Source organism: Pseudomonas sp. IT-347P (assembly GCF_949768005.1).
Lineage (GTDB): Bacteria > Pseudomonadota > Gammaproteobacteria > Pseudomonadales > Pseudomonadaceae > Aquipseudomonas.
Genome location: NZ_CATKPQ010000058.1, coordinates 34,103 through 59,210, shown reverse-complemented (window position 1 = coordinate 59,210; position 25,108 = coordinate 34,103). Strand labels below are relative to the sequence as shown.

At 61.6% G+C, this 25,108-nt stretch carries 25 protein-coding genes; 9 read left to right on the top strand and 16 right to left on the bottom strand.

The window, feature by feature from the left end:
- Window positions 1-3: 3 nt before the first annotated feature.
- The 12 genes from ACM6IV_RS24530 to nrdR form a co-directional block, all read right to left on the bottom strand.
- The gene (locus ACM6IV_RS24530; RefSeq protein WP_414872001.1) at window positions 4-813 is read right to left on the bottom strand and encodes a cobalamin-binding protein; all 810 of its coding nucleotides are present in this window, start codon (window positions 811-813) and stop codon (window positions 4-6) included.
- Window positions 813-1,232: an MFS transporter gene (locus tag ACM6IV_RS24525; protein ID WP_414872000.1), complete on the bottom strand. Its 420-nt coding sequence runs from the start codon at window positions 1,230-1,232 to the stop codon at window positions 813-815. Before ACM6IV_RS24525 ends, ACM6IV_RS24530 begins: the two co-directional genes overlap by 1 nt.
- Window positions 1,229-1,846, bottom strand: a complete 618-nt coding sequence (gene ribA / locus ACM6IV_RS24520) for a GTP cyclohydrolase II (protein WP_016984117.1) — start codon at window positions 1,844-1,846, stop codon at window positions 1,229-1,231. The genes ACM6IV_RS24525 and ribA overlap by 4 nt, the downstream gene beginning before the upstream one ends.
- Before the next feature lie 160 nt (window positions 1,847-2,006).
- Entirely contained in the window at window positions 2,007-2,744 is a 738-nt protein-coding gene (locus tag ACM6IV_RS24515; RefSeq protein WP_414871999.1) for a substrate-binding periplasmic protein, read from the bottom strand.
- Window positions 2,745-2,781: 37 nt separating this feature from the next.
- On the bottom strand, window positions 2,782-3,285 hold the full coding sequence (locus ACM6IV_RS24510; protein WP_414871998.1) for a phosphatidylglycerophosphatase A: 504 nt from the start codon (window positions 3,283-3,285) through the stop codon (window positions 2,782-2,784).
- A complete protein-coding gene (thiL, locus tag ACM6IV_RS24505; protein WP_414871997.1) occupies window positions 3,282-4,247 on the bottom strand; it encodes a thiamine-phosphate kinase in 966 nt (321 codons plus the stop codon). Before thiL ends, ACM6IV_RS24510 begins: the two co-directional genes overlap by 4 nt.
- A 27-nt stretch (window positions 4,248-4,274) precedes the next feature.
- Window positions 4,275-4,775 carry a transcription antitermination factor NusB gene (nusB, locus tag ACM6IV_RS24500; protein ID WP_414871996.1) on the bottom strand — a complete coding sequence of 167 codons (501 nt, stop codon included), beginning with the start codon at window positions 4,773-4,775 and terminating at the stop codon, window positions 4,275-4,277.
- Window positions 4,772-5,248 carry a 6,7-dimethyl-8-ribityllumazine synthase gene (gene ribE, locus ACM6IV_RS24495; RefSeq protein ID WP_003228649.1) on the bottom strand — a complete coding sequence of 159 codons (477 nt, stop codon included), beginning with the start codon at window positions 5,246-5,248 and terminating at the stop codon, window positions 4,772-4,774. Before ribE ends, nusB begins: the two co-directional genes overlap by 4 nt.
- Before the next feature lie 91 nt (window positions 5,249-5,339).
- Complete coding sequence (gene ribBA, locus ACM6IV_RS24490; RefSeq protein WP_008081846.1) at window positions 5,340-6,431, bottom strand: bifunctional 3,4-dihydroxy-2-butanone-4-phosphate synthase/GTP cyclohydrolase II; 1,092 nt, start codon at window positions 6,429-6,431, stop codon at window positions 5,340-5,342.
- Between the two features lie 16 nt (window positions 6,432-6,447).
- Complete coding sequence (locus tag ACM6IV_RS24485) at window positions 6,448-7,110, bottom strand: riboflavin synthase (RefSeq protein ID WP_093434480.1); 663 nt, start codon at window positions 7,108-7,110, stop codon at window positions 6,448-6,450.
- Between the two features lie 47 nt (window positions 7,111-7,157).
- Window positions 7,158-8,291, bottom strand: coding sequence for a bifunctional diaminohydroxyphosphoribosylaminopyrimidine deaminase/5-amino-6-(5-phosphoribosylamino)uracil reductase RibD (ribD, locus tag ACM6IV_RS24480; RefSeq protein ID WP_414871995.1), 1,134 nt, complete (start codon window positions 8,289-8,291; stop codon window positions 7,158-7,160).
- A complete protein-coding gene (gene nrdR, locus ACM6IV_RS24475) occupies window positions 8,288-8,752 on the bottom strand; it encodes a transcriptional regulator NrdR (protein ID WP_007910946.1) in 465 nt (154 codons plus the stop codon). The genes ribD and nrdR overlap by 4 nt, the downstream gene beginning before the upstream one ends.
- Window positions 8,753-8,880: 128 nt before the next feature.
- Here nrdR and ACM6IV_RS24470 point away from each other — a divergent pair, with 128 nt between their 5' ends.
- The 3 genes from ACM6IV_RS24470 to trxA all read left to right on the top strand — a co-directional run bounded on the left by ACM6IV_RS24470 (window position 8,881) and on the right by trxA (window position 11,067).
- Window positions 8,881-9,345, top strand: a complete 465-nt coding sequence (locus ACM6IV_RS24470) for a YbaY family lipoprotein (RefSeq protein ID WP_123375935.1) — start codon at window positions 8,881-8,883, stop codon at window positions 9,343-9,345.
- Window positions 9,342-9,995, top strand: coding sequence for a class I SAM-dependent methyltransferase (locus ACM6IV_RS24465; RefSeq protein WP_414871994.1), 654 nt, complete (start codon window positions 9,342-9,344; stop codon window positions 9,993-9,995). The genes ACM6IV_RS24470 and ACM6IV_RS24465 overlap by 4 nt, the downstream gene beginning before the upstream one ends.
- Before the next feature lie 199 nt (window positions 9,996-10,194).
- Entirely contained in the window at window positions 10,195-11,067 is an 873-nt protein-coding gene (trxA, locus tag ACM6IV_RS24460) for a thioredoxin (RefSeq protein WP_414871993.1), read from the top strand.
- Window positions 11,068-11,071: 4 nt separating this feature from the next.
- On the opposite strand, the gene ACM6IV_RS24455 is transcribed toward trxA, so the two are convergent.
- Window positions 11,072-11,431 carry a hypothetical protein gene (locus tag ACM6IV_RS24455; protein WP_414871992.1) on the bottom strand — a complete coding sequence of 120 codons (360 nt, stop codon included), beginning with the start codon at window positions 11,429-11,431 and terminating at the stop codon, window positions 11,072-11,074.
- A 135-nt stretch (window positions 11,432-11,566) separates the two neighbouring features.
- Between ACM6IV_RS24455 and ACM6IV_RS24450 the strand changes: the two genes are divergently transcribed.
- The 5 genes from ACM6IV_RS24450 (at window position 11,567) to ACM6IV_RS24430 (ending at window position 15,761) form a co-directional block, all read left to right on the top strand.
- Window positions 11,567-12,166, top strand: coding sequence for a DUF2796 domain-containing protein (locus ACM6IV_RS24450; RefSeq protein ID WP_414871991.1), 600 nt, complete (start codon window positions 11,567-11,569; stop codon window positions 12,164-12,166).
- A 139-nt stretch (window positions 12,167-12,305) separates the two neighbouring features.
- A complete protein-coding gene (locus ACM6IV_RS24445) occupies window positions 12,306-13,016 on the top strand; it encodes an ABC transporter ATP-binding protein (protein ID WP_016984101.1) in 711 nt (236 codons plus the stop codon).
- 1 nt (window position 13,017) lies between these two features.
- Window positions 13,018-14,283, top strand: coding sequence for an ABC transporter permease (locus ACM6IV_RS24440; protein WP_414871990.1), 1,266 nt, complete (start codon window positions 13,018-13,020; stop codon window positions 14,281-14,283).
- An 11-nt stretch (window positions 14,284-14,294) separates the two neighbouring features.
- Window positions 14,295-14,813, top strand: a complete 519-nt coding sequence (locus ACM6IV_RS24435; RefSeq protein ID WP_414871989.1) for a DUF3299 domain-containing protein — start codon at window positions 14,295-14,297, stop codon at window positions 14,811-14,813.
- A 249-nt stretch (window positions 14,814-15,062) separates the two neighbouring features.
- The gene (locus ACM6IV_RS24430; RefSeq protein ID WP_414871988.1) at window positions 15,063-15,761 is read left to right on the top strand and encodes an OmpW/AlkL family protein; all 699 of its coding nucleotides are present in this window, start codon (window positions 15,063-15,065) and stop codon (window positions 15,759-15,761) included.
- 380 nt (window positions 15,762-16,141) lie between these two features.
- Here ACM6IV_RS24430 and ACM6IV_RS24425 read toward each other — a convergent pair whose 3' ends face one another.
- Window positions 16,142-17,074 carry an NAD-dependent epimerase/dehydratase family protein gene (locus tag ACM6IV_RS24425; protein WP_414871987.1) on the bottom strand — a complete coding sequence of 311 codons (933 nt, stop codon included), beginning with the start codon at window positions 17,072-17,074 and terminating at the stop codon, window positions 16,142-16,144.
- Window positions 17,067-17,951: a sugar nucleotide-binding protein gene (locus tag ACM6IV_RS24420; protein ID WP_414871986.1), complete on the bottom strand. Its 885-nt coding sequence runs from the start codon at window positions 17,949-17,951 to the stop codon at window positions 17,067-17,069. The genes ACM6IV_RS24425 and ACM6IV_RS24420 overlap by 8 nt, the downstream gene beginning before the upstream one ends.
- Before the next feature lie 322 nt (window positions 17,952-18,273).
- Here ACM6IV_RS24420 and ACM6IV_RS24415 point away from each other — a divergent pair, with 322 nt between their 5' ends.
- Window positions 18,274-22,560: a DEAD/DEAH box helicase gene (locus ACM6IV_RS24415; protein WP_414871985.1), complete on the top strand. Its 4,287-nt coding sequence runs from the start codon at window positions 18,274-18,276 to the stop codon at window positions 22,558-22,560.
- 135 nt (window positions 22,561-22,695) lie between these two features.
- Here ACM6IV_RS24415 and ACM6IV_RS24410 read toward each other — a convergent pair whose 3' ends face one another.
- On the bottom strand, window positions 22,696-24,789 hold the full coding sequence (locus ACM6IV_RS24410) for a mechanosensitive ion channel family protein (RefSeq protein WP_414871984.1): 2,094 nt from the start codon (window positions 24,787-24,789) through the stop codon (window positions 22,696-22,698).
- Window positions 24,790-25,108: the final 319 nt, after the last annotated feature.

The window sequence follows — 25,108 nt, the reverse complement described above, 5'->3', positions numbered from 1 at the left end:
AAGTCACCTCGGTACGCGCTCTGGTGCAATCAATTGACAGAGCTTGGCAGTGGCATCAATCATCTGGCCGCTGGGGCGTTCAAGGCCCTTGTCGGTGATCAGCAACAGATTGCCTCGCTTCACCGCCGCCACCTGTGGCCAGGTTTTCCATGCATTCAACTGCGCCTGATCACTCGCCAGAATCACCTCTGGATCACGCTGCAATACCGCCTCAATACTCACCTGTGGCGCCGGTAAATTCAGATCGCCGAAGACATTACGCGCCCCGCACACTTGCAGCGCATCACTGATGATCTGTCCGCCCCCGACGGTGTACAGCGGCTTGTCCCACACCTGATAGAACACCCGCAACGGCACCTCGCGGCGATAGCGCTGGCGCAGCTCAGCGAGTTGTTTGCGCAGTTCGGACGCTCGCGCCACCCCGCGCGCAGGTCGCCCCAATTGCGCGGCAATGCTTTCAATCTGGGTGGTGAGTTGTTCGAGGGAATGCGGTTCGGCGACAAAGGTCGGGATGCCCAGGCGCTTCAACTGATCACGCTGCGCCGGACCGACACTGCCGGGCCACAGCAGCAATAAATCAGGCTTGAGACTGAGTAGCTGCTCCATGTCGAGCTGGCCATAACGGCCTACCGAGGGAACATGGGCAATCGCAGAAGGCCGATCACCGGCGTCCAGCACGCCAACCAACAGGTCAGCCGAATCCAGCTCAACAACGATTTCAGAAAGAGAAGGGGCGAGGCTGACAACCCGCAGTTGCGCCAGCGCAGGGCCACTGATGGCCAGCAACAACAGCGCCAGCCAGAGACGGCGCATCAGCCGAGTTGACGCGGGATACGGTAGAGGTAGAACAGCACCGCCGTGGACAGTGCCAACAGCATCAGCGGAACCGCTTCAAGGCCAACGAACACTGCCAATGCACCGATCCACGCCGGCAAGGCTGCCGCGAGAAATGCCGTGCGACGGCGTGCTGCGAGGGCAATCCACGCGGCCGGTTCATCCGGGGTATCGAGGGCTTTTTGCGTAGCTATCAGCGCATGTTTGTAGCGGCCGAAAAACTTCAGGCTGACAAACATCGACGCCACGCCGGCAATAAAAAACGGCATCGCCAGCACTGGCAGAAGTCCGTCGCCCTGACCAAACAAAGCGTTGAGTACAAACAGCGGCAACAGCGCCAGCGCCAGGTATTTCCACCAATCGACCGACAACCGGCGCCGCACCTGACCCCGCGTCACGCGCGATCGACCTCGCCTTGATGCTCGTTGCCCATCATGTGGTCGAGCTTGCTGGCCTTGGTCGCCAGATACAGTTTGTTGTGCGGGTTATGACCGGTGTGCAGCGGTACGCGCTCGGCGACGGTGATGCCCATGTCGGTCAAGGCTTTGACCTTGCGCGGGTTGTTGGTCATCAGGCGCAGGGATTTCACGCCCAGATGCTCGAGCATCGGCAGGCACATGGCGTAGTCGCGCTGGTCAGCGGCAAAGCCCAGACGTTCGTTGGCTTCAACGGTGTCGGCGCCGCCGTCTTGCAATTCGTAAGCGCGGATCTTGTTCAACAGACCGATGCCACGGCCTTCCTGACGCAGGTACAGCAATACGCCACGACCTTCACGGGCGATGGCTTTAAGCGCGCCTTCCAACTGCGAGCCGCAGTCGCACCGCTGGCTGAACAAAGCATCGCCGGTCAGGCATTCGGAGTGCAACCGGCCGAGTACCGGGGCACCGTCGGCAATTTCACCCAGGCTCAGCACGACGTGCTCGCGGCCGGTGGCTTCATCGAGAAAACCGTGCATGGTGAATTGCGCAAAAGGCGTTGGCAGCTTGGAAGCGGCGACAAAGACGACAGGCACCGGTGTGCTCCTGATCTAAAGAGTCTGAAAATTCGCAGGCCGGCATTGTAACAGCAGGTTCCTACAGACGCTTAGGCTGAATTATCGGGCATAACGATCAAAAAGTTTGATAACGATCCCACGGACACTGCGCACTCCTACAAGGGAATTGTGCAGGCCATCAGTTCGAGGTGAATGGGTAGGGCTGCTTCCACTTCTCGAAGATAGGCTTTAACTCGCCACTCTTCACCAACCGCTCCATACGCTGGTCATACAGCGCCATCAGCGCCCGGGCCTGTGGCGTGTCGGCAAAACCGAGATACAGCGGCAACTCGGCCAGATGCGAATAGCGATACTGCGCCGGATCGGCTGCGGTCTTCACCACGGCTTCTACCTCGGTCAGCGCATCGATGTAGTAATCCGCCCGCCCCTGCTTGAGCATCGACAGAATCCCCGTACGCCGTTCGATCTGGTTGTAGCGCTTGATATTGGGCAGGTAGTTTTCGTAGCGATAACCGCGCACCCAGGCCAGCCGAAACTTGCCCAGTGTCGCCTCGGTGGGCACCGGATTGCTCGCCAGGCCCAATGCGTAAATGTGGTCGGAATCGAAATTCCAGCGTGGATAAAGCACCTGCTCGGCTTCATCACGGTAGGAGCCGACCAGCGCGTCGACTTCCTTCAACTGCACCAGCCCGATCGAACGGGTATAAGGCACGCTGCGGATATCCAGCTTGACCCCGGCCGGCTCAAACACTTTGCGCAACACGTCCCAACCCAGGCCATGGCCGTCGGCGGCAGTGTAGTCTTCCCAGTCTTCGCTGGCCAGATGGATGACCGCCGGCGTCGGCGCAGCTTCCTGTGCACTGGCCGCGGTGCTCAGCAAAGCCAAAACCACTAGCGCCAACCAGCCTCGAGCCATCCCTTGTCCCCTCACTTGACCCTGATATCCCGTGGCATCAGGCGAAAATCCACACCAGCCCCTGCATGGCCAGCCAGGCAAACACACCGGCCAGCACGTCATCGAGCATGATCCCGACGCCGCCATGCACATGCCGGTCGATCCAGCGAATCGGCCACGGCTTGAGAATGTCGAAGAAGCGGAACACCAGAAAACCCGCAAGCAACCAGTACCAGCCTTCCGGCACCAGCCACAGGGTGATCCACATGCCGACCATTTCGTCCCAGACGATGCCTTCGTGGTCGTGTACCCGCAAATCGTCGGCGACCTTGCCGCACAGCCAGAAGCCGAACAGCATGGTGACCGCCAGCATCAGCCAGTAACCCCAGTCGGGCATCATCTGCCACAACGGGATAAAGGGTAGCGCCACTAACGAACCCCACGTGCCCGGGGCTTTCGGTAGCGTGCCGGAACCAAAACCGAACGCGAGGAAATGCCAGGGATTGCGCCAGACCGACGGCGGAACGAATTCGGCCGGAACCTGTTTCGGGTGATCTGTCACGGTGTCTCCTGAAAATGTTGATAGCCCCGGATTTGCGGGGTGATGTCGTGCCCTTCGCGGTCCAGCAGGACCACGCCCTGACCTTCTGATACACGACCGATCACATGGATCGGCCAGCCAGTGGCCAGCAGCGCCGGCAACTCGACGGCCGGCAAGGTGAAGGCCAGCACGTAATCATCGCCACCGCTCAGCGCTGCGCGCTCGGCGCCGCGCTGACCGAGAAATGCCACTAATGCATCCGACAGCGGTACGCGCTCGCGTTCAATCTCAAGCCGCACCTTTGAGGCCAATGCAATGTGGCCGCAGTCGGCGAGCAGGCCATCGGAGATATCCAGCGCCGACGTCGCTATGCCACGCAGAGCCTGACCAAGGGCCAGTTGCGGTTGTGGCGACCAGTAATGATCGAGCAGCGGTTGGGCGATATGCGCTTCAGCGTCACGTTGCCCCAGCACCAGTGGCAAGGCGCCGGCTGCATTGCCCAGTTCACCGCCAACACAGAGCAAATCGCCCGGTTGCGCACCGCTGCGGGTCAACGCCTGACCGGCCGGGACACGCCCGAACACCGTCACCGTCAGACTCAACGGCCCGCGCGTGGTATCGCCGCCGACCAGCGCAACGCCGCAGCTCTGCGCCATGCGGTTCAATCCGCCGGCATAGGCTTGCAACCAATCGGCGGTCACCGTCGGTACAGTCAGGGCAAGGGTAAAGGCAACGGGCGTGGCGCCCATGGCAGCCAGATCGCTGACCGCCACGGCCAGCGAGCGCTGACCGAGCAGAAACGGATCGCAAGGGTCGGCGAAATGCACACCGGCCACCAGCGTATCGGTGGAGATCGCCAACTGTTCCCCGGTAGGAACAGCGAGCAAAGCGCAGTCGTCGCCGACCCCCAAAGCAACGCCTTCGCCGCCCTGCGCACAAGGCGCGGCGGCGAAGAAATTGCGGATCAGCTCAAACTCGCCCATGGCTGAGAAAAAGTATTCAAGCGCCGATCAGCGCTTGAACGCCTTCACTTCAGCTTCACGCAGGCGCGGGGCCAGCTTGTCGAGCACACCGTTGACGAACTTGTGGCCGTCGGTCGAACCAAAGACTTTCGCCAGCTCGATACCTTCGTTGATCACCACGCGGTACGGCACGTCGACGCGCTTGAGCAGTTCCCAGGTCGACAGGCGCAGAACGGCCAGTTCAACCGGGTCGAGCTCTTCGATCGCCAGATCCAGGCACGGCGTCAGGGCGTCGTCGATTTCGGTCTTGAACTGCGGAACCCCATGGAGGATTTCGCGGAAGTAGGCACCGTCGACATCGGTGAAATCGTTATCAACGCGAAACTGCGCTTCGATCTCGTTCAGCGATTGTTTGGCCATGTGCCACTGGTACAGCGCCTGGGTCGCGAGCTGACGGGCTTCGCGACGCTTGACGCTTTTCGAGGGCTTGCCGGCATCCGCAGGTTTCGGATCGCGCGGGTTGAAACGATCGCTTTCGTCGCTAATCACTTGGCCTCCAACTGCGCCAGCAGGCTGACCATTTCCAGAGCGGACAGGGCAGCTTCGGCACCTTTGTTACCGGCCTTGGTGCCGGAACGTTCGATGGCTTGCTCGATGGAATCAACGGTCAGGACGCCGAAGGCAACCGGAACGCCGAACTCCATGGACACCTGGGCCAGGCCCTTGGTGCACTCGCCTGCCACGTATTCGAAATGCGGAGTACCGCCACGAATGACCGCGCCGAGGGCGATGATGGCTGCGAACTCACCTTTCTGGGCGACTTTCTGCGCAACCAGCGGGATTTCGAAGGCGCCAGGTGCGCGGATGATGGTGATGTCGCTTTCGCTCACGCCGTGGCGAACCAGGGCATCAACTGCACCGCTGACCAGGCTTTCAACCACGAAGCTGTTGAAACGGCCCACTACCAAAGCGTAGCGGCCTTTAGGGGCGATGAAGGTACCTTCGATGGTCTTCAGGGTCATTCGTCAGTTCTCTTAAAGAGCCGGGACGCGTCTGCTACGCGTCCCTCAGTGATTTATTTGCCGCGAATCGGAGGCCGGAAACAACCGGTCATTATTCGGAGGGCACGTATTCTACAACTTCCAGATCGAAACCGGATATCGCATTAAATTTCATTGGCGCAGACATCAGGCGCATTTTGCGTACGCCGAGGTCACGCAGGATCTGCGAACCGGCACCGACGATGCTGTAGGTCGTCGGTTTTTTCGGCGCTGGCTGATCACCGGTTTCACGGATATGCGCCAGCAGCACGTCGCCATCGAGCGGGTGACCGAGCAACAGCACCACACCGCTGCCGGCCTCGGCCACCGCAGCCATGGCGGCGCGCAGGCTCCAGCGGCCCGGTTGCTTGACCATCAACAGGTCGCGCAGCGGGTCCATGTTATGCACGCGAACCAGCGTCGGCTCTTCCGCGCAAACAGTACCCAGGGTCAGTGCCATGTGCACATCGCCTTCCACCGAATCACGATAGGTCACCAGGTTGAATTGGCCCAGTTCGCTGTCCAGTGGCTGCTCGGCAATCCGCTGAACGGTACGTTCGTGAATCATCCGGTAGTGAATCAGGTCGGCGATGGTGCCGATCTTGATGTTGTGCTCTGCAGCGAACGCTTCCAGCTCAGCGCGACGGGACATGGTGCCGTCGTCGTTCATCACTTCGCAGATCACGCCGCTCGGCTCGAAACCGGCCATGCGTGCGAGGTCGCAAGCGGCCTCGGTGTGGCCGGCGCGAGCGAGGGTGCCGCCGGCCTGGGCCATCAACGGGAAGATGTGGCCCGGGCTGACGATGTCTTCAGCCTTGGCGTCTTTGGCGGCAGCCGCTTGCACGGTGCGCGCACGATCGGCGGCGGAGATGCCGGTGGTGACGCCTTCGGCCGCTTCGATGGACACGGTGAACTTGGTGCCGAAACCGGAACCGTTGCGCGGCGCCATCAATGGCAGCTTCAACAGTTCGCAGCGCTCGCGGCTCATCGGCATGCAGATCAGGCCACGGGCGTGCTTGGCCATGAAGTTGATGTGTTCGGCCTGGCAGCATTCGGCAGCCATGATCAGGTCGCCTTCGTTCTCGCGGTCTTCGTCATCCATGAGGATGACCATCTTGCCTTGGCGGATGTCTTCAACCAGTTCTTCGATGCTATTGAGCGCCACAAGGCACCCCCTTCAGTCAGGATTTGAGGTAGCCGTTGGCGGCCAGAAAGCTTTCAGTAATACCGCCAGCGCTCGGCTCTGCGGCCTTGTCGCCGAGGAGCAGACGCTCCAGATAACGCGCCAGCAAGTCGACTTCCAGATTCACCCGACGACCTGGCTTGTACGACGCCATGATGGTTTCGCTCAGGGTGTGCGGAATGATCGTCAGCATGAACTCGGCGCCATCGACTGCGTTCACGGTGAGGCTGGTGCCGTCGACGGTGATCGAGCCTTTATGAGCGATGTACTTGGCCAGCTCTTTCGGCGCGCGGATGCGAAATTCCACGGCGCGGGCATTGTCACTGCGCGAGACGATTTCGCCGACACCGTCGACGTGGCCGCTGACCAGATGCCCGCCGAGACGGGTGGTCGGGGTCAGGGCTTTTTCCAGATTGACCGGACTGCCGCTTTTCAGGTCATTCATGGCGGTGCAGTCGAGGGTTTCACGGCTGACGTCAGCGGCAAAGCCGTCGCCCGGCAGCTCAACCGCCGTCAGGCAGACGCCGTTGACCGCGATGCTGTCGCCGAGTTTGACGTCGCTCAGGTCGAGCTTGCCGGTGGCGACGTGGACCCGCACATCACCGCCCTTTGGGGTCAGTGCGCGGATACTGCCGATGGATTCGATGATGCCGGTAAACATGCGGTTCTCCTTGAGAACTGGGCCAGCGCTAACGCGATGGCCGGGAATTATACGCTCGCCGAAACGACAGGGATGGCTGTGACTCGCCAGTCATCGCCCACCGCGCGAATTTCAGTGATTTTCAGCTCAGGCGCGTCCTTCATATAAGTCAGCGGCCAGTCGAGCAGCGGACGCGCCGAGGAGCCGAGGAACTTGCCGGCGATGAAGATCACGAACTCATCAACCAGACCGAGCTGCGCAAAAGCACCGGCCAGGCGTGGACCGGCCTCGACCAGCACTTCGTTGGTACCACGACTGGCCAGTTCGATCAGTAATCGATGCAAGTCGACCTGGCCGTCCTCACCCGGCACGATCAGGCACTCGGGGCCGTGAGCGTATTGCTCTTCGATTGCGACACAGGTGGCGACCAGCGCCGGGCCGGCCTTGAAGAACGGCGCATCCAGTGGCACTCGCAGACGGCCGTCGATCAGCACGCGCAGCGGTGGTCGACTCATGGCCAGCGCCGTTTGCTCACTGTCCAGACCGAGTTCGTCGGCGCGTACGGTCAACCGCGCGCCGTCGGCCAACACCGTGTCAGCGCCAGTCAGAACCACGGCGGCCTGAGCGCGCAAACGCTGCACCGCCGAACGTGCAGCAGGGCCGGTGATCCATTGGCTCTCGCCGCTTTCCATCGCCGTGCGCCCGTCGAGGCTCATGGCCAACTTGACCCGCACGAACGGCAAGCCGTGTTCCATGCGCTTCAGAAAACCTTGATTGAGCTGGCGTGCCTCGGCTTCCAGCACACCACTTTCGGTGGCGATGCCGGCATCGGCCAGACGCTGCAAACCACGTCCGGCGACTTGCGGATTAGGATCGCACATTGCCGCCACTACCCGACTCACCCCGGCATTCACCAGCGCATCGGCGCACGGCGGCGTGCGGCCATGGTGGCTGCACGGTTCAAGGGTCACGTAGGCAGTGGCGCCCCGGGCCAACTCACCGGCGGCGCGCAGGGCATGGACTTCGGCGTGGGGTTCGCCGGCGCGTTCATGCCAGCCTTCGCCGACAATCTGCCCGTCACGCACCACCACGCAGCCAACCCGAGGATTGGGGTGGGTGGTGTAGTGACCTTTGCGCGCCAGTTCCAGCGCGCGGGCCATGAAGTGGGCGTCGAGGATGGCCTGCTCGGCGGCGGTGGTCATTCTTTCACCGGTTCGCGGGCGAGGCGGTCGATTTCTTCGCGGAATTCGTTGAGATCCTGAAAGCGTTTGTATACCGACGCGAAACGGATGTAGGCGACTTCATCAAGCTTTTGCAGCTCGGCCATCACCAGTTCGCCGACCACGAGGGATTTGACCTCGCGCTCGCCGGTGGCGCGCAGCTTGTGCTTGATGTGGACCAGAGAGGATTCGAGGCGCTCGACGCTCACCGGACGTTTCTCCAGCGCGCGTTGCATGCCGGCGCGGAGTTTTTCTTCGTCGAACGGTTGGCGGCTGCCGTCGGTTTTGATCAGGCGCGGCAACACCAGTTCGGCCGTCTCGAATGTCGTGAAACGTTCGCCGCAGGCCAGGCATTCACGCCGGCGGCGCACCTGTTCGCCCTCGGCGACCAGACGCGAGTCGATGACCTTGGTGTCGTTGGCACCGCAGAAGGGACAGTGCATGGTGGCTGGCAACAAAAAAAGGGAGGGCCATGGTAGCGCATCCCGGTGGCAAGACAAGCCATAGGCTTTGCGGTATACAGAACGGCATGATCGTTTGATCCATGGATTTCATTTTGCCGGAGCATCCAATGCCGTTACGTCCGCTCGTTTTGCTCAGTCTTTTCAGCCTGTTGGTGGCCTGTGGCAGCGATGCACCCAAGCCTCAGCCGCCGACGCCAGGCCCGGCACCGCAGCAAGCGCAGAAAAAAGCCAAAGAGGCCGCCGACCTCGGCCCGCTGCCGGCTTATCAACGGGAACTGAGCGGCACCCTGCAAGGCGTGCCGGCCGGCGCTGAAGTCGAACTGGCGCTGCTGGTGATCGACGAGAAGGATCGCCCGCAACAATTGCTCGCCAGTTCCAGCCTGATCGGCAACAACCAGATCCTGCCGTTCCGCCTGCGCTTCAACCCGGACGCGTTCCCGGCCGGTGCGCGGGTTGAGCTGCGCGGTCGCGCCAGCCAGTCCGGCCAGTTGATCCTGCACCTGCCGTCGCAGACCATCAGCCAGCCGACCACTCAGGCACTGGGCCAACTGCAATTCGTCAAAGCGCCATGAATGCACCGCTCGATCTGCAACGGGCGTTGGGTGAATTGCTCGGCGACGCCAGACTGAAGACCTGCGCGTTGCCGGACACCGATTTGCAGTTGTGGCTGATCGATGGCGACAACATGGCTCGTGAATTCAGCCAGGAAGAAATTCAGCGAATCCTGCATGAACCGCCGTACTGGGGTTTCTGCTGGGCCAGTGGTCTGGCGGTGGCGCGGTATCTGGCGGAGTTTCCCGAGTGGGTGCGCGGTAAACGCGTGCTGGATTTCGGCGCCGGTTCCGGGATTGCCGGGATCGCGGCAGTAAAGGCCGGCGCGCTGGAAGTCGTGGCGTGCGATCTCGATCCGCTGGCGATTGCCGCGTGCCGGGCGAACGCCGAGCTTAATGATGTGCAAATGAGTTATTCGACGGATTTCTTTGCCGAGGCGGATCGCTTTGATCTGATTCTGGTGGCCGACGTGTTGTACGACCGGGCGAATCTGCCGTTGCTGGATGCGTTTTTAAGCCGTGGCCGTGAAGCGCTGGTGGCGGATTCGCGGGTTCGGGATTTTCGTCATCCGTTGTATGAGCGGATTGAAATGCTTGAGGCGATGACCTTGCCGGATCTGGCGGAGCCGGAAGAGTTCAGGCATGTCAGCCTGTACCACGCGCGGCGTTAGCTAAAAGCTTCGCGAGCAGGCTCGCTCCCACAGGGTCTGATGTCGTCCGCAGACTTTGTGTATCACCAAAATACTGTGGGAGCGGGCTTGCCCGCAAAAGCGTCCTCCCAGGCGACACATATCTCAAACCCCGCCCCGCTTCCGGCCACACCCCACCAAGCCGTATAGTTGCCCCATCCACGCTTTGACGAGATCCCCCATGAGTGAGCAAACGCCGTACATCTTCGACGCTACGACGGCCGATTTCGACCAGTCGGTGATCGAGGCCTCTTTCAACAAACCGGTGCTGGTGGATTTCTGGGCCGAGTGGTGTGCGCCGTGCAAGGCGCTGATGCCGATGCTGCAAGGCATTGCCGAGAGCTATCAGGGCGAGTTGCTGCTGGCCAAGGTCAACTGCGACATTGAGCAGGACATCGTCGCCCGCTTCGGTATTCGCAGCCTGCCGACCGTGGTGCTGTTCAAGGACGGCCAACCGGTCGACGGCTTTGCCGGTGCACAACCGGAATCCGCCGTGCGCGCCCTGCTTGAGCCGCATGTGCAGATGCCGCCACCCGCTGCAGCCGATCCGTTCGAACAGGCTCAGGCGTTGTTCGATGACGGCCGTTACGCCGACGCTGAAGCAGCGCTGGTGGTGATGCTCAATGAAGACAACACTAATGCCAAGGCGCTGATTCTCTACGCGCGCTGCCTGACCGAACGCGGCGAACTGGACGAAGCGCAAAACGTGCTCGATGCAGTCAAGAGCGACGAGCACAAAGCCGCGCTGGCCGGGGCCAAGGCGCAGATCAAGTTCCTTGGCCTGGCACGTGACCTGCCGGATGCCGCCGATCTGAAAGCGCGTTTGGCGAAAAATCCGCAGGACGATGAGGCGGTGTATCAACTGGCGATTCAGCAACTCGCTCGCCAGCAGTATGAAGCGGCACTGGATGCTTTGCTCAAGCTGTTCATCCGCAACCGCAATTATGGCGAGGGGCTGCCGCACAAGACCTTGCTGCAGGTGTTCGAGCTGCTGGGCAATGATCATCCGCTGGTGACGGTGTACCGCCGCAAGATGTTTGCGGCACTGTACTAAGCCTTCATTCGATCCAGCTGTAGAGCGGCGTATCCCCGCCGCTCACCACTTTCACGTCCGAACTGTGGCGCAGGCGCACCAGCAAGCGTTTGCCCGCCGCCCCACTACCGGTCAGTCCTTCCAGTTGTTCAAGCAGATCCGGCCCGCTGAGCTGCCCGGCCTTGCGCAACAGATCCTTGGCCACCTGCCACAACGCATCGTCCTGATTCAGCGGTTTCGCCGCCGGAGCCGCCGCTGCTGTCTCAGATTGAGCAACCGGCGCCTGTCCATTCAGGGTCGAACCGAGCTTCGCCCAGTCGCCGTCATCCAGTTCCACCGTCAAATCCACCGGCACGTCGCCGACGGTTCCGCGTATCCGCAACATTGAGTTCGCTCCCGCACATTTCTGACCTGCATGCTCCCACGGGACTTGTGCAACGCCAAGCGCACGGGCAAACTCTGCGGACTTTCGTTATAAGATTACATAACAAACTCTTCACTTTACTTCCCGGAGACCGCCATGCGTCGTCTGTTGCTCGCTTTGCCGTTTGCCCTGTTGCCGCTGGCCATCGCCCACGCGGCTGATGAGCATGACCACGATCACGACCATGAACACGGCAGCCTCGGTGCACACGAACACGGTGTTGGCCGTCTGAACGCTGCGCTCGACGGTCAGACTCTGGAACTTGAACTGGAAAGCCCGGCGATGAACCTCGTCGGTTTTGAGCACGTCGCCACTTCGGATGCCGACAAGGCCAAGGTCGCTGCTGCCCGAGCGCAACTGGAAAAACCATTGGCCCTGTTCAGCCTGCCCGCGGCTGCCGGTTGCAAAGTGGTCAGCCAGGAACTGGAAAGCCCGCTGTTCGGTGACAAGCCGGATGCCGACGACCATGACGACGATGAAGCGGACAAGGACGGTCACGAGCATCACCACGACCACAGTGAAATCCACGCGCACTATCAATTCAACTGCGCCACACCAGGTGCGCTGAAGACCCTCGATCTGGCGAACATCTTCAAGACCTTCCCGGCGACGCAGAAAATTCAGGTACAACTGATCAGCGCCAGCGGCCAGCAGGGTACCGAAGTGACGGCCAAGGCTGCTGCCCTGAAATTCTGATCACACCGAAAATCCCTTGTGGGAGCGGGCTTGCTCGCGAATGCGGTAGATCAACCCAGTCTACGTAGACTGACACACCGCATTCGCGAGCAAGCCCGCTCCCACAGGCAATATGCGTTCACCTCATGAAACTGGTGCCATGACCCAAGCACTCATCGAACTGTCCGACCTGGGCTTCAACTGGCCCGGTCACCCGCCGCTGCTGGACATCCCGGCGTTTCGTCTGGAAGCTGGCGAAACCCTGTTTCTCAAAGGCCCCAGCGGCAGCGGCAAGACCACCCTGCTCGGCTTGCTCGGCGGTGTGCAGAAACCCGGTCGCGGCAGCATTCGCCTGCTCGGCCAGGAGCTCACCGAACTCTCCGCCGGCGCCCGCGATACGTTTCGCGTTGATCACACCGGCTACATCTTCCAGCAGTTCAACCTGCTGCCGTTTCTCTCGGTACGCGAAAACGTTGAGCTGCCGTGTCACTTCTCGAAACTGCGTGCGCAACGGGCGAAACAGCGCCACGGCAGCGTCGATCAAGCCGCCGCCACGTTGCTCGCTCACTTGGGTTTGAAAGACGAAAGCATCCTCAGTCGCCGCGCCGACTCGCTGTCGATCGGCCAGCAACAGCGGGTCGCTGCCGCACGCGCGCTGATCGGTCAGCCTGAGTTGGTGATCGCTGACGAACCGACCTCGGCACTGGACTACGACGCCCGGGAAAACTTCATTCGCCTGTTGTTCGCTGAATGCCGCGAGGCCGGTTCCAGTCTGCTGTTTGTCAGCCACGACCAGAGCCTGGCGCCGCTGTTCGACCGTCACCTGTCCCTGGCCGAACTCAATCGCGCCGCCACGTCTGCCGAGGTCTGAGATGTATCTGTTTCGTCTGGCCATGGCCAGCCTGGCCAACCGCCGCTTCACCGCCCTGCTCACTGCATTCGCCATCGCCCTGTCTGTATGCCTGCTGCTCGCCGTTGAACGAGTGCGTACCGAAGCCAAAGCCAGCTTCGCCAGCACCATCAGCGGCACCGACCTGATCGTCGGCGCCCGCTCCGGTTCGGTGAACCTGCTGCTGTACTCGGTGTTCCGCATCGGCAACGCCACCAACAACATCCGCTGGGACAGCTTCGAACACTTCGCCAGCAACCCGAAAGTGAAGTGGGCGATCCCGATGTCCCTCGGCGATTCCCATCGCGGCTATCGCGTAATGGGTACCACCGAAGCCTATTTCGAGCACTACCAGTACGGTCGCCAGCAACACTTGGAACTGGCCGACGGCCGCGCGTTTGCAACGGATCCGTTCGAAGTGGTGCTGGGTGCCGAGGTCGCGGATGCGCTGCATTACAAGCTCGGCGACAAACTGGTGCTGGCCCACGGCGTCGCCGCGATCAGTCTGGTCAAGCACGACGACAAACCGTTTACCGTGGTCGGTATTCTCAAGCGCACCGGCACCCCGGTCGATCGTACGCTGCACATCAGCCTCGGCGGCATGGAGGCGATTCACATCGACTGGCACAACGGCGTGCCGGCGCGTGGCAACGGCCGAATCACCGCCGATCAGGCGCGCAACATGGACCTGACGCCGCAAGCGATCACCGCGTTCATGCTCGGCCTCAACAGCAAGATTTCCACCTTTGCCCTGCAACGCGAGATCAACGAATTCCGTGGCGAACCGATGCTGGCGATTCTGCCGGGGGTGGCCTTGCAAGAGTTGTGGAGCCTGATGAGCACCGCTGAAAAAGCGTTGTTCGTCGTGTCGCTGTTCGTGGTGCTGACCGGGTTGATCGGCATGCTCACCGCAATTCTCACCAGCCTCAACGAACGGCGCCGCGAGATGGCGATTCTGCGCTCGGTCGGTGCACGGCCATGGCACATCGCGAGCCTGTTGGTGCTTGAGGCTTTCGCACTGGCGCTGACCGGGGTGATTGCCGGGGTAGCGCTTTTGTACATCGGCATCGCCGCCGCGCAGGGCTATGTGCAGGCCAATTACGGTTTGTATCTGCCGCTGGCGTGGCCGAGCGAGTATGAATGGACGCTGCTCGGTGGCATTCTGGCGGCCGCGCTGCTGATGGGCAGTGTGCCGGCCTGGCGCGCTTACCGCCAATCCCTGGCCGATGGCCTGTCGATCCGTTTATGAGGATGTTCACCATGCCCCGCGCCTTGCTTGCGCTGCTGTTGCTGGTCGCTCTGCCCGTGTGGGCAGCGGCGCCGAAAGACCTGACGTGGTCGGAAATGATCCCACCGGATGCCGCGCCGGAAGTACCGAACATGACGCCGCTGCACGACCTGTCGAAAATGAGTGATGCGCTGTCCGCCGAGTCGGCGCCAGCGGCGAAACAGGACATGCCGAACGCGCCGGTGGTGCAGTCACTCGACGGGCAGAACATCCGCTTGCCGGGCTATATCGTGCCGCTGGAGGTCAACGAAGAAGGACGCACCACGGACTTTTTGCTGGTGCCGTATTTCGGCGCCTGCATCCACGTGCCGCCACCGCCGTCGAACCAGATTGTGCATGTGAAAAGCGAGTTGGGCGTGAAGCTGGATGAGCTGTATCAGCCGTATTGGGTCGAGGGGCCGTTGCAGGTCAAGGCGTCGAGCAGCGAACTGGCGGATGCCGGGTATCAGATGGATGCAGACAAGATTTATGCGTATGAGCTGCCGGAGTAATCCCCGGTAGTTTTGTGCTGTTTGCAATGCCCCCTTCGCGAGCAGGCTCGCTCCCACAGGTTTCGGTGGTGACCATAAATTTTGTGGTTGACTCGATCACTGTGGGAGCGAGCTTGCTCGCGAAGGGGTCGGCAAAGGTTCCACAGAAGCTCGCCCCTTCACTGTTTCATTGAGCTGAGTCAAAAGACCGTATCAGTTGGCTTCGTACCATAGGACATCAGACATTTCCAACGTCCTTTCGGAGCCCCCATGAACAAGTCCCTGCTCAGCGCCTCGCTGTTTGCCCTCGCGCTCACAGCCCCGCTCGCCCACGCCCACGAAGCCGGTGACATCCTCATCCGCGCCGGTGCGATCACCGTCAATCCGAAGGCCGACAGCTCCAGCGTCAAGGTCGATCAGGGTCCGTTGAGCGGCACCAATCTGGGCGGCAAGGCGACCATGAGCAGCGACACCCAACTGGGTCTGAACTTCGCCTACATGCTCACCGATCACGTCGGTCTCGAACTGCTCGCCGCCACGCCGTTCGAGCATGACGTCAAGCTCAAGGGCACTGCCCTGCCAGCAGCCAACGGCAAACTCGGCACCCTGAAACACCTGCCACCGACCCTCAGCGTTGTCTACTACCCGCTGGATGCGAAGTCGCCGTTCCAGCCGTATGTCGGTGGCGGTATCAACTACACCTGGATCTATGACGAGCACGTCGGCAGCGAAGCCAGCGCCAACGGCTTCAGCAACTTCAAGGCGAAAAACTCCTGGGGCCTGGCCTGGCAGGTCGGTGCTGACTACATGCTGACCGACAACATCATGCTCAACGCCCAAGTGCGTTACATCGACATCGACACCCGCGCCACCGTCGAGAACAACGCCGTTGCGCCGGGCACTCGCGCGCGCGTCAACGTGGATGTGGATCCGTTCATCTACATGGTTGGCTTGGGCTATAAGTTCTAAGTCGAGTTAACGAACGTTCACGTGGTGGTGAATGAGGCTTGGTGGCGAGCAGGCATAGAACTGACGGCGACCGTACGCAGTTGATCGGGGGATAACATTCCCTCGCCACAGGAGTAGCGATATATATTCCGGCCGTGAAAAAGGCGCCTGTCAAAGGGCGCCTTTTTCATGTCTGCCGCAACTGTGTGGCGTGAGTTGGATCTCCCCCTCACCCCAGCCCTCTCCCTCAGGGAGAGGGGGAAAGGGAGCCGATTTGTGTGTTCTTCAAAATCTCAGTTCGACTCGGTATTTCACGTCGGCGTAACTCGAAAGTACACCTCGATCAGTCCCCTCTCCCTCAGGGAGAGGGTTAGGCGGGCGGCGTTCCGATGAGGGGCTTTTCAGGAGCTACCGAGCAAGCGCGCCAAACCCACACTCATCGGCGTCTGCTGCGGCAGCTTGAAACGCTCCAGCAAACGCGCGTTGTTCGCCCGCGAATGACGGATGTCACCGGAACGCGCCGGGCCATAGCTGATCGGCGGCAGTTCACCAACCACCGCTTGCAGGGCGTCAAGCATCTGTTTGAGGCTCATAGCCTGATTCCAGCCGACGTTCACCGGGCCGACTTCCACCTCAGGCTTTTCGATCCCCTGCACCAGCAAATCAACCAGATCTTCGACATACAGGAAATCGCGGGTCTGCTCGCCATCACCGAACACGGTAATCGGCAGGCCTTTCTGCGCACGCTCGCTGAAAATGCTGATCACCCCGGAGTACGGCGAGGACGGATCCTGACGCGGGCCGAAGATGTTGAAGAAGCGGAAAATCACCGGTTCCAGGCCATGCTGGCGGCGATAGAAATCGAAATAGTGTTCGCCTGCCAGTTTGTCCGAGGCATAAGGCGTCAGCGGGGCTTTGGGCGTGTCTTCATCAATCGACTCGCCTTCACCGTTGTTGCCGTATACCGCCGCACTGGAGGCATACACCACACGCTTGACCCCGGCCACACGCATGGCTTCGCAGACGTTCAGCGTACCGATGAAATTGCTCTGGTGAGTCTTCACCGGATCGTCCACCGAGGCCTGCACCGAGGCCACCGCCGCGAGGTGAGCAACCGCGCTGCAGCCTTGCATGGCGTTGGTCACCAACGCGGCATCGGCAACATCACCGACAATCAGCTCCACCTGCGGATTATCCAGCGGCAGGTTGCTGCGTTTGCCGGTCGACAAATCGTCGAGGATGCGCACCGAATGCCCCTTGGCGAGCAAGGCGTCGGTCAGGTGCGAGCCAATGAAGCCGGCGCCTCCGGTGATTAAAACAGTCCCTTCAGCCATGTCGGTAAAACCTATCCAGTAAGCCCGGGAGCGCGGCACGCCAAGCGCGCGGCTTGATCCCGAAAGTGTGCAGAATTTTCTTACAGGCCAGCACCGCGTGTTGCGGCTCTTCCGCAGCGTCCGGTCGCGCGGCGTGAGCCTGGGCGGTCGGTGCTTCGATGGCCAGGGCGTGCAGGCTGCGCGCCTCGGTCAGAATCGCCTGGCCCAGCGCCAGCGGTGTGGTCGCTTCGTGGCCGGCGTAGTGGTAAGTGCCCCACAGCGGCGCGGCGCAATCGAGTTGCTTGAGCACCGAAATGATCACGCGTGCAGCATCGTCGACCGGGGTCGGATTGCCGCGGCGGTCATCGGCCAGGAGCAATTCATCCGGTAGTTCGGCGCGGGCGAGGAAACGTCCGAGGGTGCCGTCCGGGCTGTCATCGAGCAACCAGCCGAAACGCAGCAGTACGTGCTGCGGGCACGTGGCGCGAACGCTCTGCTCGATCCGCCACAACGCCTGACCGCGCAGGCCCAGCGGCACTGGCTCGTCTTTTTCACTGTACGCCGTGGCCCGTGAACCATCGAACACCCGATAACTGGAGGGCTGCACAAGGACGATATTGTGGTGCTGGCACAGTTCGGCCAGACGCTCGATCGCACGCTCTTGCCCGGCCATGCGGCTTTCGCTGACGGTTTCGGCCTGGAACCAGTCGAAATAGTAGGCGAGGTTGATCAATGCATCGGGACGGGTGTCGTCGAGCAATTGGGTCAGGCTCGCGGCATCCCAGCCGTTTTCGGGCGGGCGGGGGGCGAGGAAACCGATGTCTTCCTCTGCACCGAGGCGAATCAGCGCCTGCCCAAGGGCATTTCCGCCGCCCAGTAACATAAGGCGCATTCGCATAGAGTCAGCAGGCCCAGTCTGATTGGAACGATGGCTTTAGCGACGGATCGTGTGGAACCGTCGTCGATAATTGCCGGAATCGTTGCATTTTGCGGGTTTAGTGCGCAACCGTCATCCGTAAAGTGTAGATCGCCGGGATTTGTGTCGTGGCGACTGGCCCCATCGCTGGCAAGCCAGCTCCCACAGGGTTTAGTGCTGACCACATATTCTGTGTCCACCGCAATCCTTGTGGGAGCTGGCTTGCCAGCGAAGAGGCCATGCCAGACGCTGAAGATCCCAGCGGTACTTGCATCTTCCCACCCGCGCCCGCATAACTTGAGCCATGAATCTGCCCATCCCTACGGACGCGGCCCTGGCAGGCTTTCACCCCGCCGTCAGCGCCTGGTTCAGCAATACGTTCCCGACGGTCACCGCCGCCCAGGCCCGCGCATGGCCGTTGATCCGCCAGCGCCGCTCGACGCTGATCGCCGCGCCCACCGGCTCCGGCAAAACCCTCACTGCATTTCTCGCCGTGCTCGACGACCTTGTCCATCGCGGTCTGGAAAATCCCGACGGCCTGCCCGACGAAACCCTGGTGGTCTACGTCTCGCCGCTGAAGGCGCTGTCCAACGACATTCGCATCAACCTGCAAAACCCGCTGGCCGGGATCACCGGGCAACTGCGGCAGATGAATCTGCCCGAACTGGAAATCACCACCGCCGTGCGCACCGGCGACACCCCGCAAAAAGAACGCGCGGCCATGCGCAAGTCCGCGCCGCACATTCTAGTCACTACCCCTGAATCGCTTTACGTCCTGCTCGGTTCCGAATCGGGACGAAAAATGCTCGGCACCACGCGCACGGTGATCATCGATGAGATTCACGCGATGGCCGCCGGCAAGCGCGGCAGTCATCTTGCCCTGAGCCTTGAGCGCCTGCAGGCGTTGTGCGCCGAACCGCTGACCCGCATCGGCCTGTCCGCCACGCAGAAACCGGTCGAAGCCGTGGCGCAATTTCTCGTCGGCCATGAACGCCCCTGCGAAATCATCGACATCGGCCATGCGCGGCCACGGGATCTGGGCATTGAGGTGCCGCCCGTGCCGTTGTCGGCAGTGATGGCCAACGATGTCTGGGAACTGGTTTACGACCGCCTCGCGGAGCTGGCACGCGCACACCGCACCACACTGATTTTCGTCAACACCCGGCGACTGGCCGAGCGTCTGAGCCGGCATCTGAGCGAACGCCTGGGCAAACATGCCGTGGCGGCGCACCACGGCAGTCTGGCCAAGGAATTTCGCCTCGACGCCGAACAACGCCTCAAGCGCGGCGAGCTGCAGGTGTTGATCGCCACCGCCTCGCTGGAACTGGGCATCGATATCGGCGAAGTCGATCTGGTCTGCCAGATCGCCTCCCCGCGCTCTATCGCCGGATTCTTGCAACGCGTTGGCCGCTCCGGGCACCAGGTAGGCGGCACGCCCAAGGGGCGTTTGTTCGCCACCACCCGCGATGATCTGATCGAATGCACCGCTCTGCTCGACTGCGTGCGCCGGGGTGAACTCGACACCCTGCACATCCCCGAAGCGCCACTGGATGTATTGGCACAGCAGATCATCGCCGAGGTCAGTTGTCAGGAGTGGCCCGAAGACGCGCTGTTGGCGATGTTCCGCCAAGCCTCGCCCTACCGCGACCTCGACGAAAAACATTATCAGGCCCTGCTGAGCATGCTCGCCGAGGGCTACAACGGCCGTCAGGGCATCCGCAGCGCCTACCTGCACCGCGACGCCGTCAGCCGCACCTTGCGTGGCCGACGTGGCTCGCAACTGACCGCCGTGACCAGCGGCGGCACCATTCCCGATAACGCCGACTACAGCGTCATGCTCGAGCCGCAAGGCTTGAACATCGGCAGCGTCAACGAAGACTTCGCCGTGGAAAGCATTGCCGGCGATGTATTTCAGCTCGGCAACACGTCCTATCGCATCCTGCGCGTGGAAACCGGCAAGGTGCGCGTCGAGGATGCCCACGGCCAACCGCCGACCATTCCGTTCTGGCTCGGCGAAGCGCCGGGGCGCAGCGATGAACTGTCGTCCGCCGTGGCGCGCCTGCAAGCGCAGCTCGATGAACTGCTCAGTGCCAGCCCCGGCAATCTGCAACCGGCGCTCGACTGGCTGACACACACCCTCGGCCTCAACCTCGCCAGCGCCGAACAACTGGTCGAATACCTGGCCCGCGCCCGACAAACCCTCGGCGCCCTGCCTTCGCAGGACACGCTGCTGATGGAGCGTTTCTTCGACGAGTCCGGCGGCACACAATTGATCATCCACTCGCCGTTCGGCAGCCGCATCAACCGCGCCTGGGGCCTGGCCCTGCGCAAGCGTTTCTGCCGCACCTTCAACTTCGAATTGCAGGCCGCCGCCAGCGAGGACGCGATCGTCCTGTCGCTGTCCACCAGCCACAGCTTCGAACTCGATGATGTCTGGCGTTACCTGAACAGCAACAGCGCCGAGCACACCCTCATTCAAGCGGTACTCGACGCGCCGCTGTTCGGCGTGCGCTGGCGCTGGAATGCCGGCGTGGCGCTGGCATTGCCGCGTTTTACTGGCGGGCGCAAAGTCGCCCCGCAGTTACAGCGGATGAAAAGCGAAGACCTGATTGCCAGCGTGTTTCCCGATCAGATTGCCTGCCTGGAAAACCTCGCCGGTGAACGGGAAATTCCTGAGCACCCGTTGATCGAACAAACCCTCGACGACTGCCTGCACGAGGCGATGGACAGCGAAGGCTGGCTGAACTTGCTGCGGCGTATGGAGCGTGGCGACGTGCGCCTGATCAGCCGCGATCTGCCGGCGCCCTCGCCGCTGGCGGCGGAAATCCTCAGCGCCCGACCGTACACGTTCCTCGACGACGCGCCGCTTGAGGAACGCCGCACACAAGCGGTGATCAACCGCCGCTGGAGCGATCCGCAATCGACCGACGACCTCGGTGCGCTGGACGCGGACGCGATTGCCGCCGTGCGTGAAGAGGCGTGGCCGAAGCCGAACGCTGTGGATGAAATGCATGAAGCGCTGATGAGCCTGGCGTGCATCAGCGAGGCAGAAGTGCAAGCGAACGAAGGTTGGCGTGCATGGCTGGAAAATCTCGCCCACAGCGGTCGCGCCTGCCGTTTGCAAATCGATGCCGAGCATTGTGTATGGCTGGCCCGCGAACGCCTGACCTGCCTGCAAGCGCTTTATCCACAAGCCAGACTGCAGGACGAGCTGGTGGCATTGCCGGGATTTGCTGAGCCCTGGACGTTTGACGAGGCATTGGTCGAAGTGATCCGCGCCCGCCTCGGCGCCTTCGGCCCACTGCCGCTGCTCGCCATCGCCGAACCGCTCGCGCTGCCGAGCGCTCAAGTCCATCAGGCCCTCGCACAACTGGAGCGCGAAGGTTATGTGCTGCGCGGCCAATTCACGCCCGGCAGTAATGTCGAGGAATGGTGCGAACGCCATCTGCTCGCGCGCATTCATCGCTACACGGTCAAGCGCCTGCGTCGGGAAATCGAACCGGTCGCGCTGCAGGATTTCATGCGGTTTCTGTTTGACTGGCAGCATCTGTCGCCCGCGACTCGCGGTCAGGGCAGCGCCGTGCTGCCGGCGATCGTCGGCCAATTCGAAGGCTACGCGGCGGCCGCTTCGGCGTGGGACAGCGACATTCTTCCGGCGCGTCTCAAAGATTATTCGCAGAGCTGGCTGGATGACTTGTGCCGCAACGGCAAGCTGGTGTGGATGCGCCTCAGTGCCCGGCAGAAAGTCAGCGGCACGGCGTTGCGCAGTACGCCGATCGTATTGTTGCCGCGCAGTCAGGTCGGTTTGTGGAGCGCGTTGGCCGAACAGACACCAGTGAGCGAACTGTCGCCAAAAACCCAGAAAGTCTATGAAGCCTTGAGTCAGCACGGCGCGCTGTTTTTTGACGAACTGAGTCATGAAGCGCACCTGCTGCGCACGGAGCTGGAAATCGCCTTGCAGGAACTGGTCGGCGCCGGCCTGGTGAACGCCGACAGCTTTGCCGGCCTGCGCGCGTTGATCACCCCTGCGAGCAAGCGCCAGCAGCGCAGCAGTCGTCGCGGGCGCGGGGCCTTTGTCGGTGGGATGGATGACGCCGGACGTTGGGCCTTGCTGCGGCGCGGGATGGCAGTGGATAACAGCGACACCCTTGAACATGTCGCGATGACGTTGTTAAGACGCTATGGCGTAGTGTTCTGGCGCTTGCTGGAGCGCGAGGCGGACTGGTTGCCGAGTTGGCGTGAGTTGCTGCGTACGTTTCATCGCCTGGAAGCGCGCGGCGAGATTCGCGGCGGGCGCTTTGTCAGTGGTTTGGCGGGGGAGCAGTTTGCCTTGCCCGAGGCGATTCCATTGTTGCGCGAAGTACGGCGGCGGCCACATGACGGTAGCCTGGTCGCAGTGTGCGGGGTGGATCCGCTGAACCTAGCCGGGACGTTGTTGCCGGGGGTGAAAGTGCCGGCGTTGGTAAGTAATCGCTTGGTCTATCGGGATGGTTTGCCGGCAGCGGCGGAGATTGCCGGTAAACAGCAATTTTGGCTGGAGCTGGATCAGATCGGCATGGAACAGGTGCGCAGCAAGCTGATCCGGCATTGAGGTTGTCCTCACCGGCCTCTTCGTCGGAACGCCGCCCGGAGCAAGCTCGCTCCCACAGGGCTTGCGGCGTCCACAAATCCAATGTGGGAGCGAGCTTGCTCGCGAAGGGGCCGGCACTGCACCACTAATATTGCGTTAAGTCCGCGACTCCTGCGGCACCTCGCTCGCCACCACAGCCTCCTCCTGCTGCCGCTTGGGCAACAACACCTGCTGTGGATAAGTTTGCGCGAAATGCACGGTCGCGGTGTTATCCACAAGCTTCTTCAAGCGCTGGTTAAACGCCCGACTCACCGCATACTGCCCGCCCGACACGGTGCGGAACTGCGCCGTCAGCACCACACCGTTCAAATCCATCCTGTCCACGCCAAACACATCCAGCGGACCTTGCAGGTTGTATTTGAGGAACGGGTCTTCGCGGATCGAATCACCGGTCTCGCGGATCAGCTCGATGGCTTTATCCACATCGGTGTCGTAAGTGAACTGCACCGAGAAAAACGCGAAGGCAAACTGCCGTGATTGGTTGGTCACCGCTTTGATCTGACCGAACGGCACCGAGTGCACAAACCCTTTGCCATCGCGCAAACGCAGGGTGCGAATGGTCAGCCCTTCGACGGTACCGGCATGCCCTGAATCGAGCACCACCCAATCGCCAATCGACAGCGTGTCTTCAATGATGATGAACAGACCGGTGATCACGTCCTGCACCAATTGCTGCGAACCAAAACCGATGGCCAGCCCGACCACCCCGGCACCGGCCAGCAGTGGCGCAACGTTGATACCCAGATTGGCCATGGTGGTGATCGCGCAAATCACCACAAGGATGATTTTGATCGCATTGCGCAGCAGCGGCAGGATGGTTTTCACCCGCGTGCTCGGCTGGCGCGCCGCGCGTTTGCTGAGCGGCGGCTTCAGCGCTTCCTGAATTGCCGTGTCGAGCACCACCCACAACAGCCACGTGACCAGGAAGATCAGGCCGATGCTGCTCAGCGCGTTACTGATGGCTCGTCCGACCGTGCTGCTCTGGGCGAAATCGAGCAGCGACACGCCCCAGATCCGCCCGAGGATATCGATGAACGCGATGGCGATGACGATTCGCAGCAAGGCATGCAACAGACTGAGAAACCGCTCTTTGTAGGCGCTGCTGCGCTGGATCGCTTCGGCTTTTCTTGACTTGAACAGGTGCTGCAGGATTGTGCTGAGAAACACCGTGCCGATCAGCAACACCGTGGTGAACAGCGCGCAACGCAGGGCCTTCTGATTGTCCTCGCCGATGCCGATCAGATTGACCGCCGAGACCAGCACCATCAGCACGATCGGCCAGTACCACAGCCCCGAGAAAATCCGCAGCGACTCCTGCAACGAAGGTTGTTTCAGCCGTTGGCTCAGCGAGCGATTGCGGATCAGATGCGCCACCGGGCGACGCAGGCGAATCACCAGCAAGCCGAAAATCACCGAGGCGATCAGCCCGGTGAACACGGCAATGCTGCTGGTGATGTTGCCACCCAATTGTCGGGCGATCTGCGGGCTGGTCAGCGCATCGCTGAGGGCGGCGAGGAAACCGATCAGGAACAGCGGTCGTGGGCAGTAATTGCGGATGATCCGCGCCGCCGGGCGTTTATGGCCAACGTTGAACATCACCACCACACACAACAACATCGAGGTGGAAAAGATGCCGCTGCTGGTGGCGTAGGCCAGGCACAGCGCCAGCGCGCGTCCGACTGAGGCTTGCAGAAAATGACTGACGTACAGCGTCAGCGGCAGACAGATCAGCGCCGGCAAGGTGTAGGGCAGCAGGTAACCGATTAGATCCTGACTGCGCTGGCGGGTGCGCAACCAGCGCCCCTCGCGCAGACGCTTGGCCAACAGGCTGCCGAGCACGGTCAGCAACGCGAAACTGCCGAGCCAAGTGCCGGACAACGAGAGAAAATCACCGGCAACGCTCCAGCCCGAGCGGTTTGACGGTTGATTGACCAGTTTGTCCACCTCATCGGCGGCGCGATCGGCGCGCAGCCGCCAGGCATCGACCAGATGTTCGTTGAGATCGAGTTTGTCCTGGACGTCGTCGATGCTCGAGCTAATCGCACCGAGCAGACCGCCCTGCACGATCGGCTCAGGTTTGTCCGCCTCTGCGGTGGCGGCCGGGACGCCCGGCAATGCGGCGGCGTCGATTTCACTGGCGCCGAGAAACAGCAGTGCTCCCAGCAGAATGGCGATCCTGAACTTGCGCAAAACTCCGATCTCCCGTGACTGAACCTGTAAGGAACTGATCGATATTTGCACGGCAAGTTCAAGAGCCCCTCACCCCAGCCCTCTCCCGGAGGGAGAGGGAGCCGACCGAGTTGAATGGCAGAGGGACGTCGACCTGATAGCCCGGAGTCGAACTCAAGCTCTGGAAACCTGAAGACCAGCTCCCTTATCTCTCGCGAATCGAACTCCAACCCCGAGAACCTGGATATCTGCCCTTCCCCCTCGCAAGTCGAACTCAAACCCCGAGAACCCTGAAGATCTGCTCCCTTGCCCCCTCACAAGTCGAACTCAAACCCCGAGA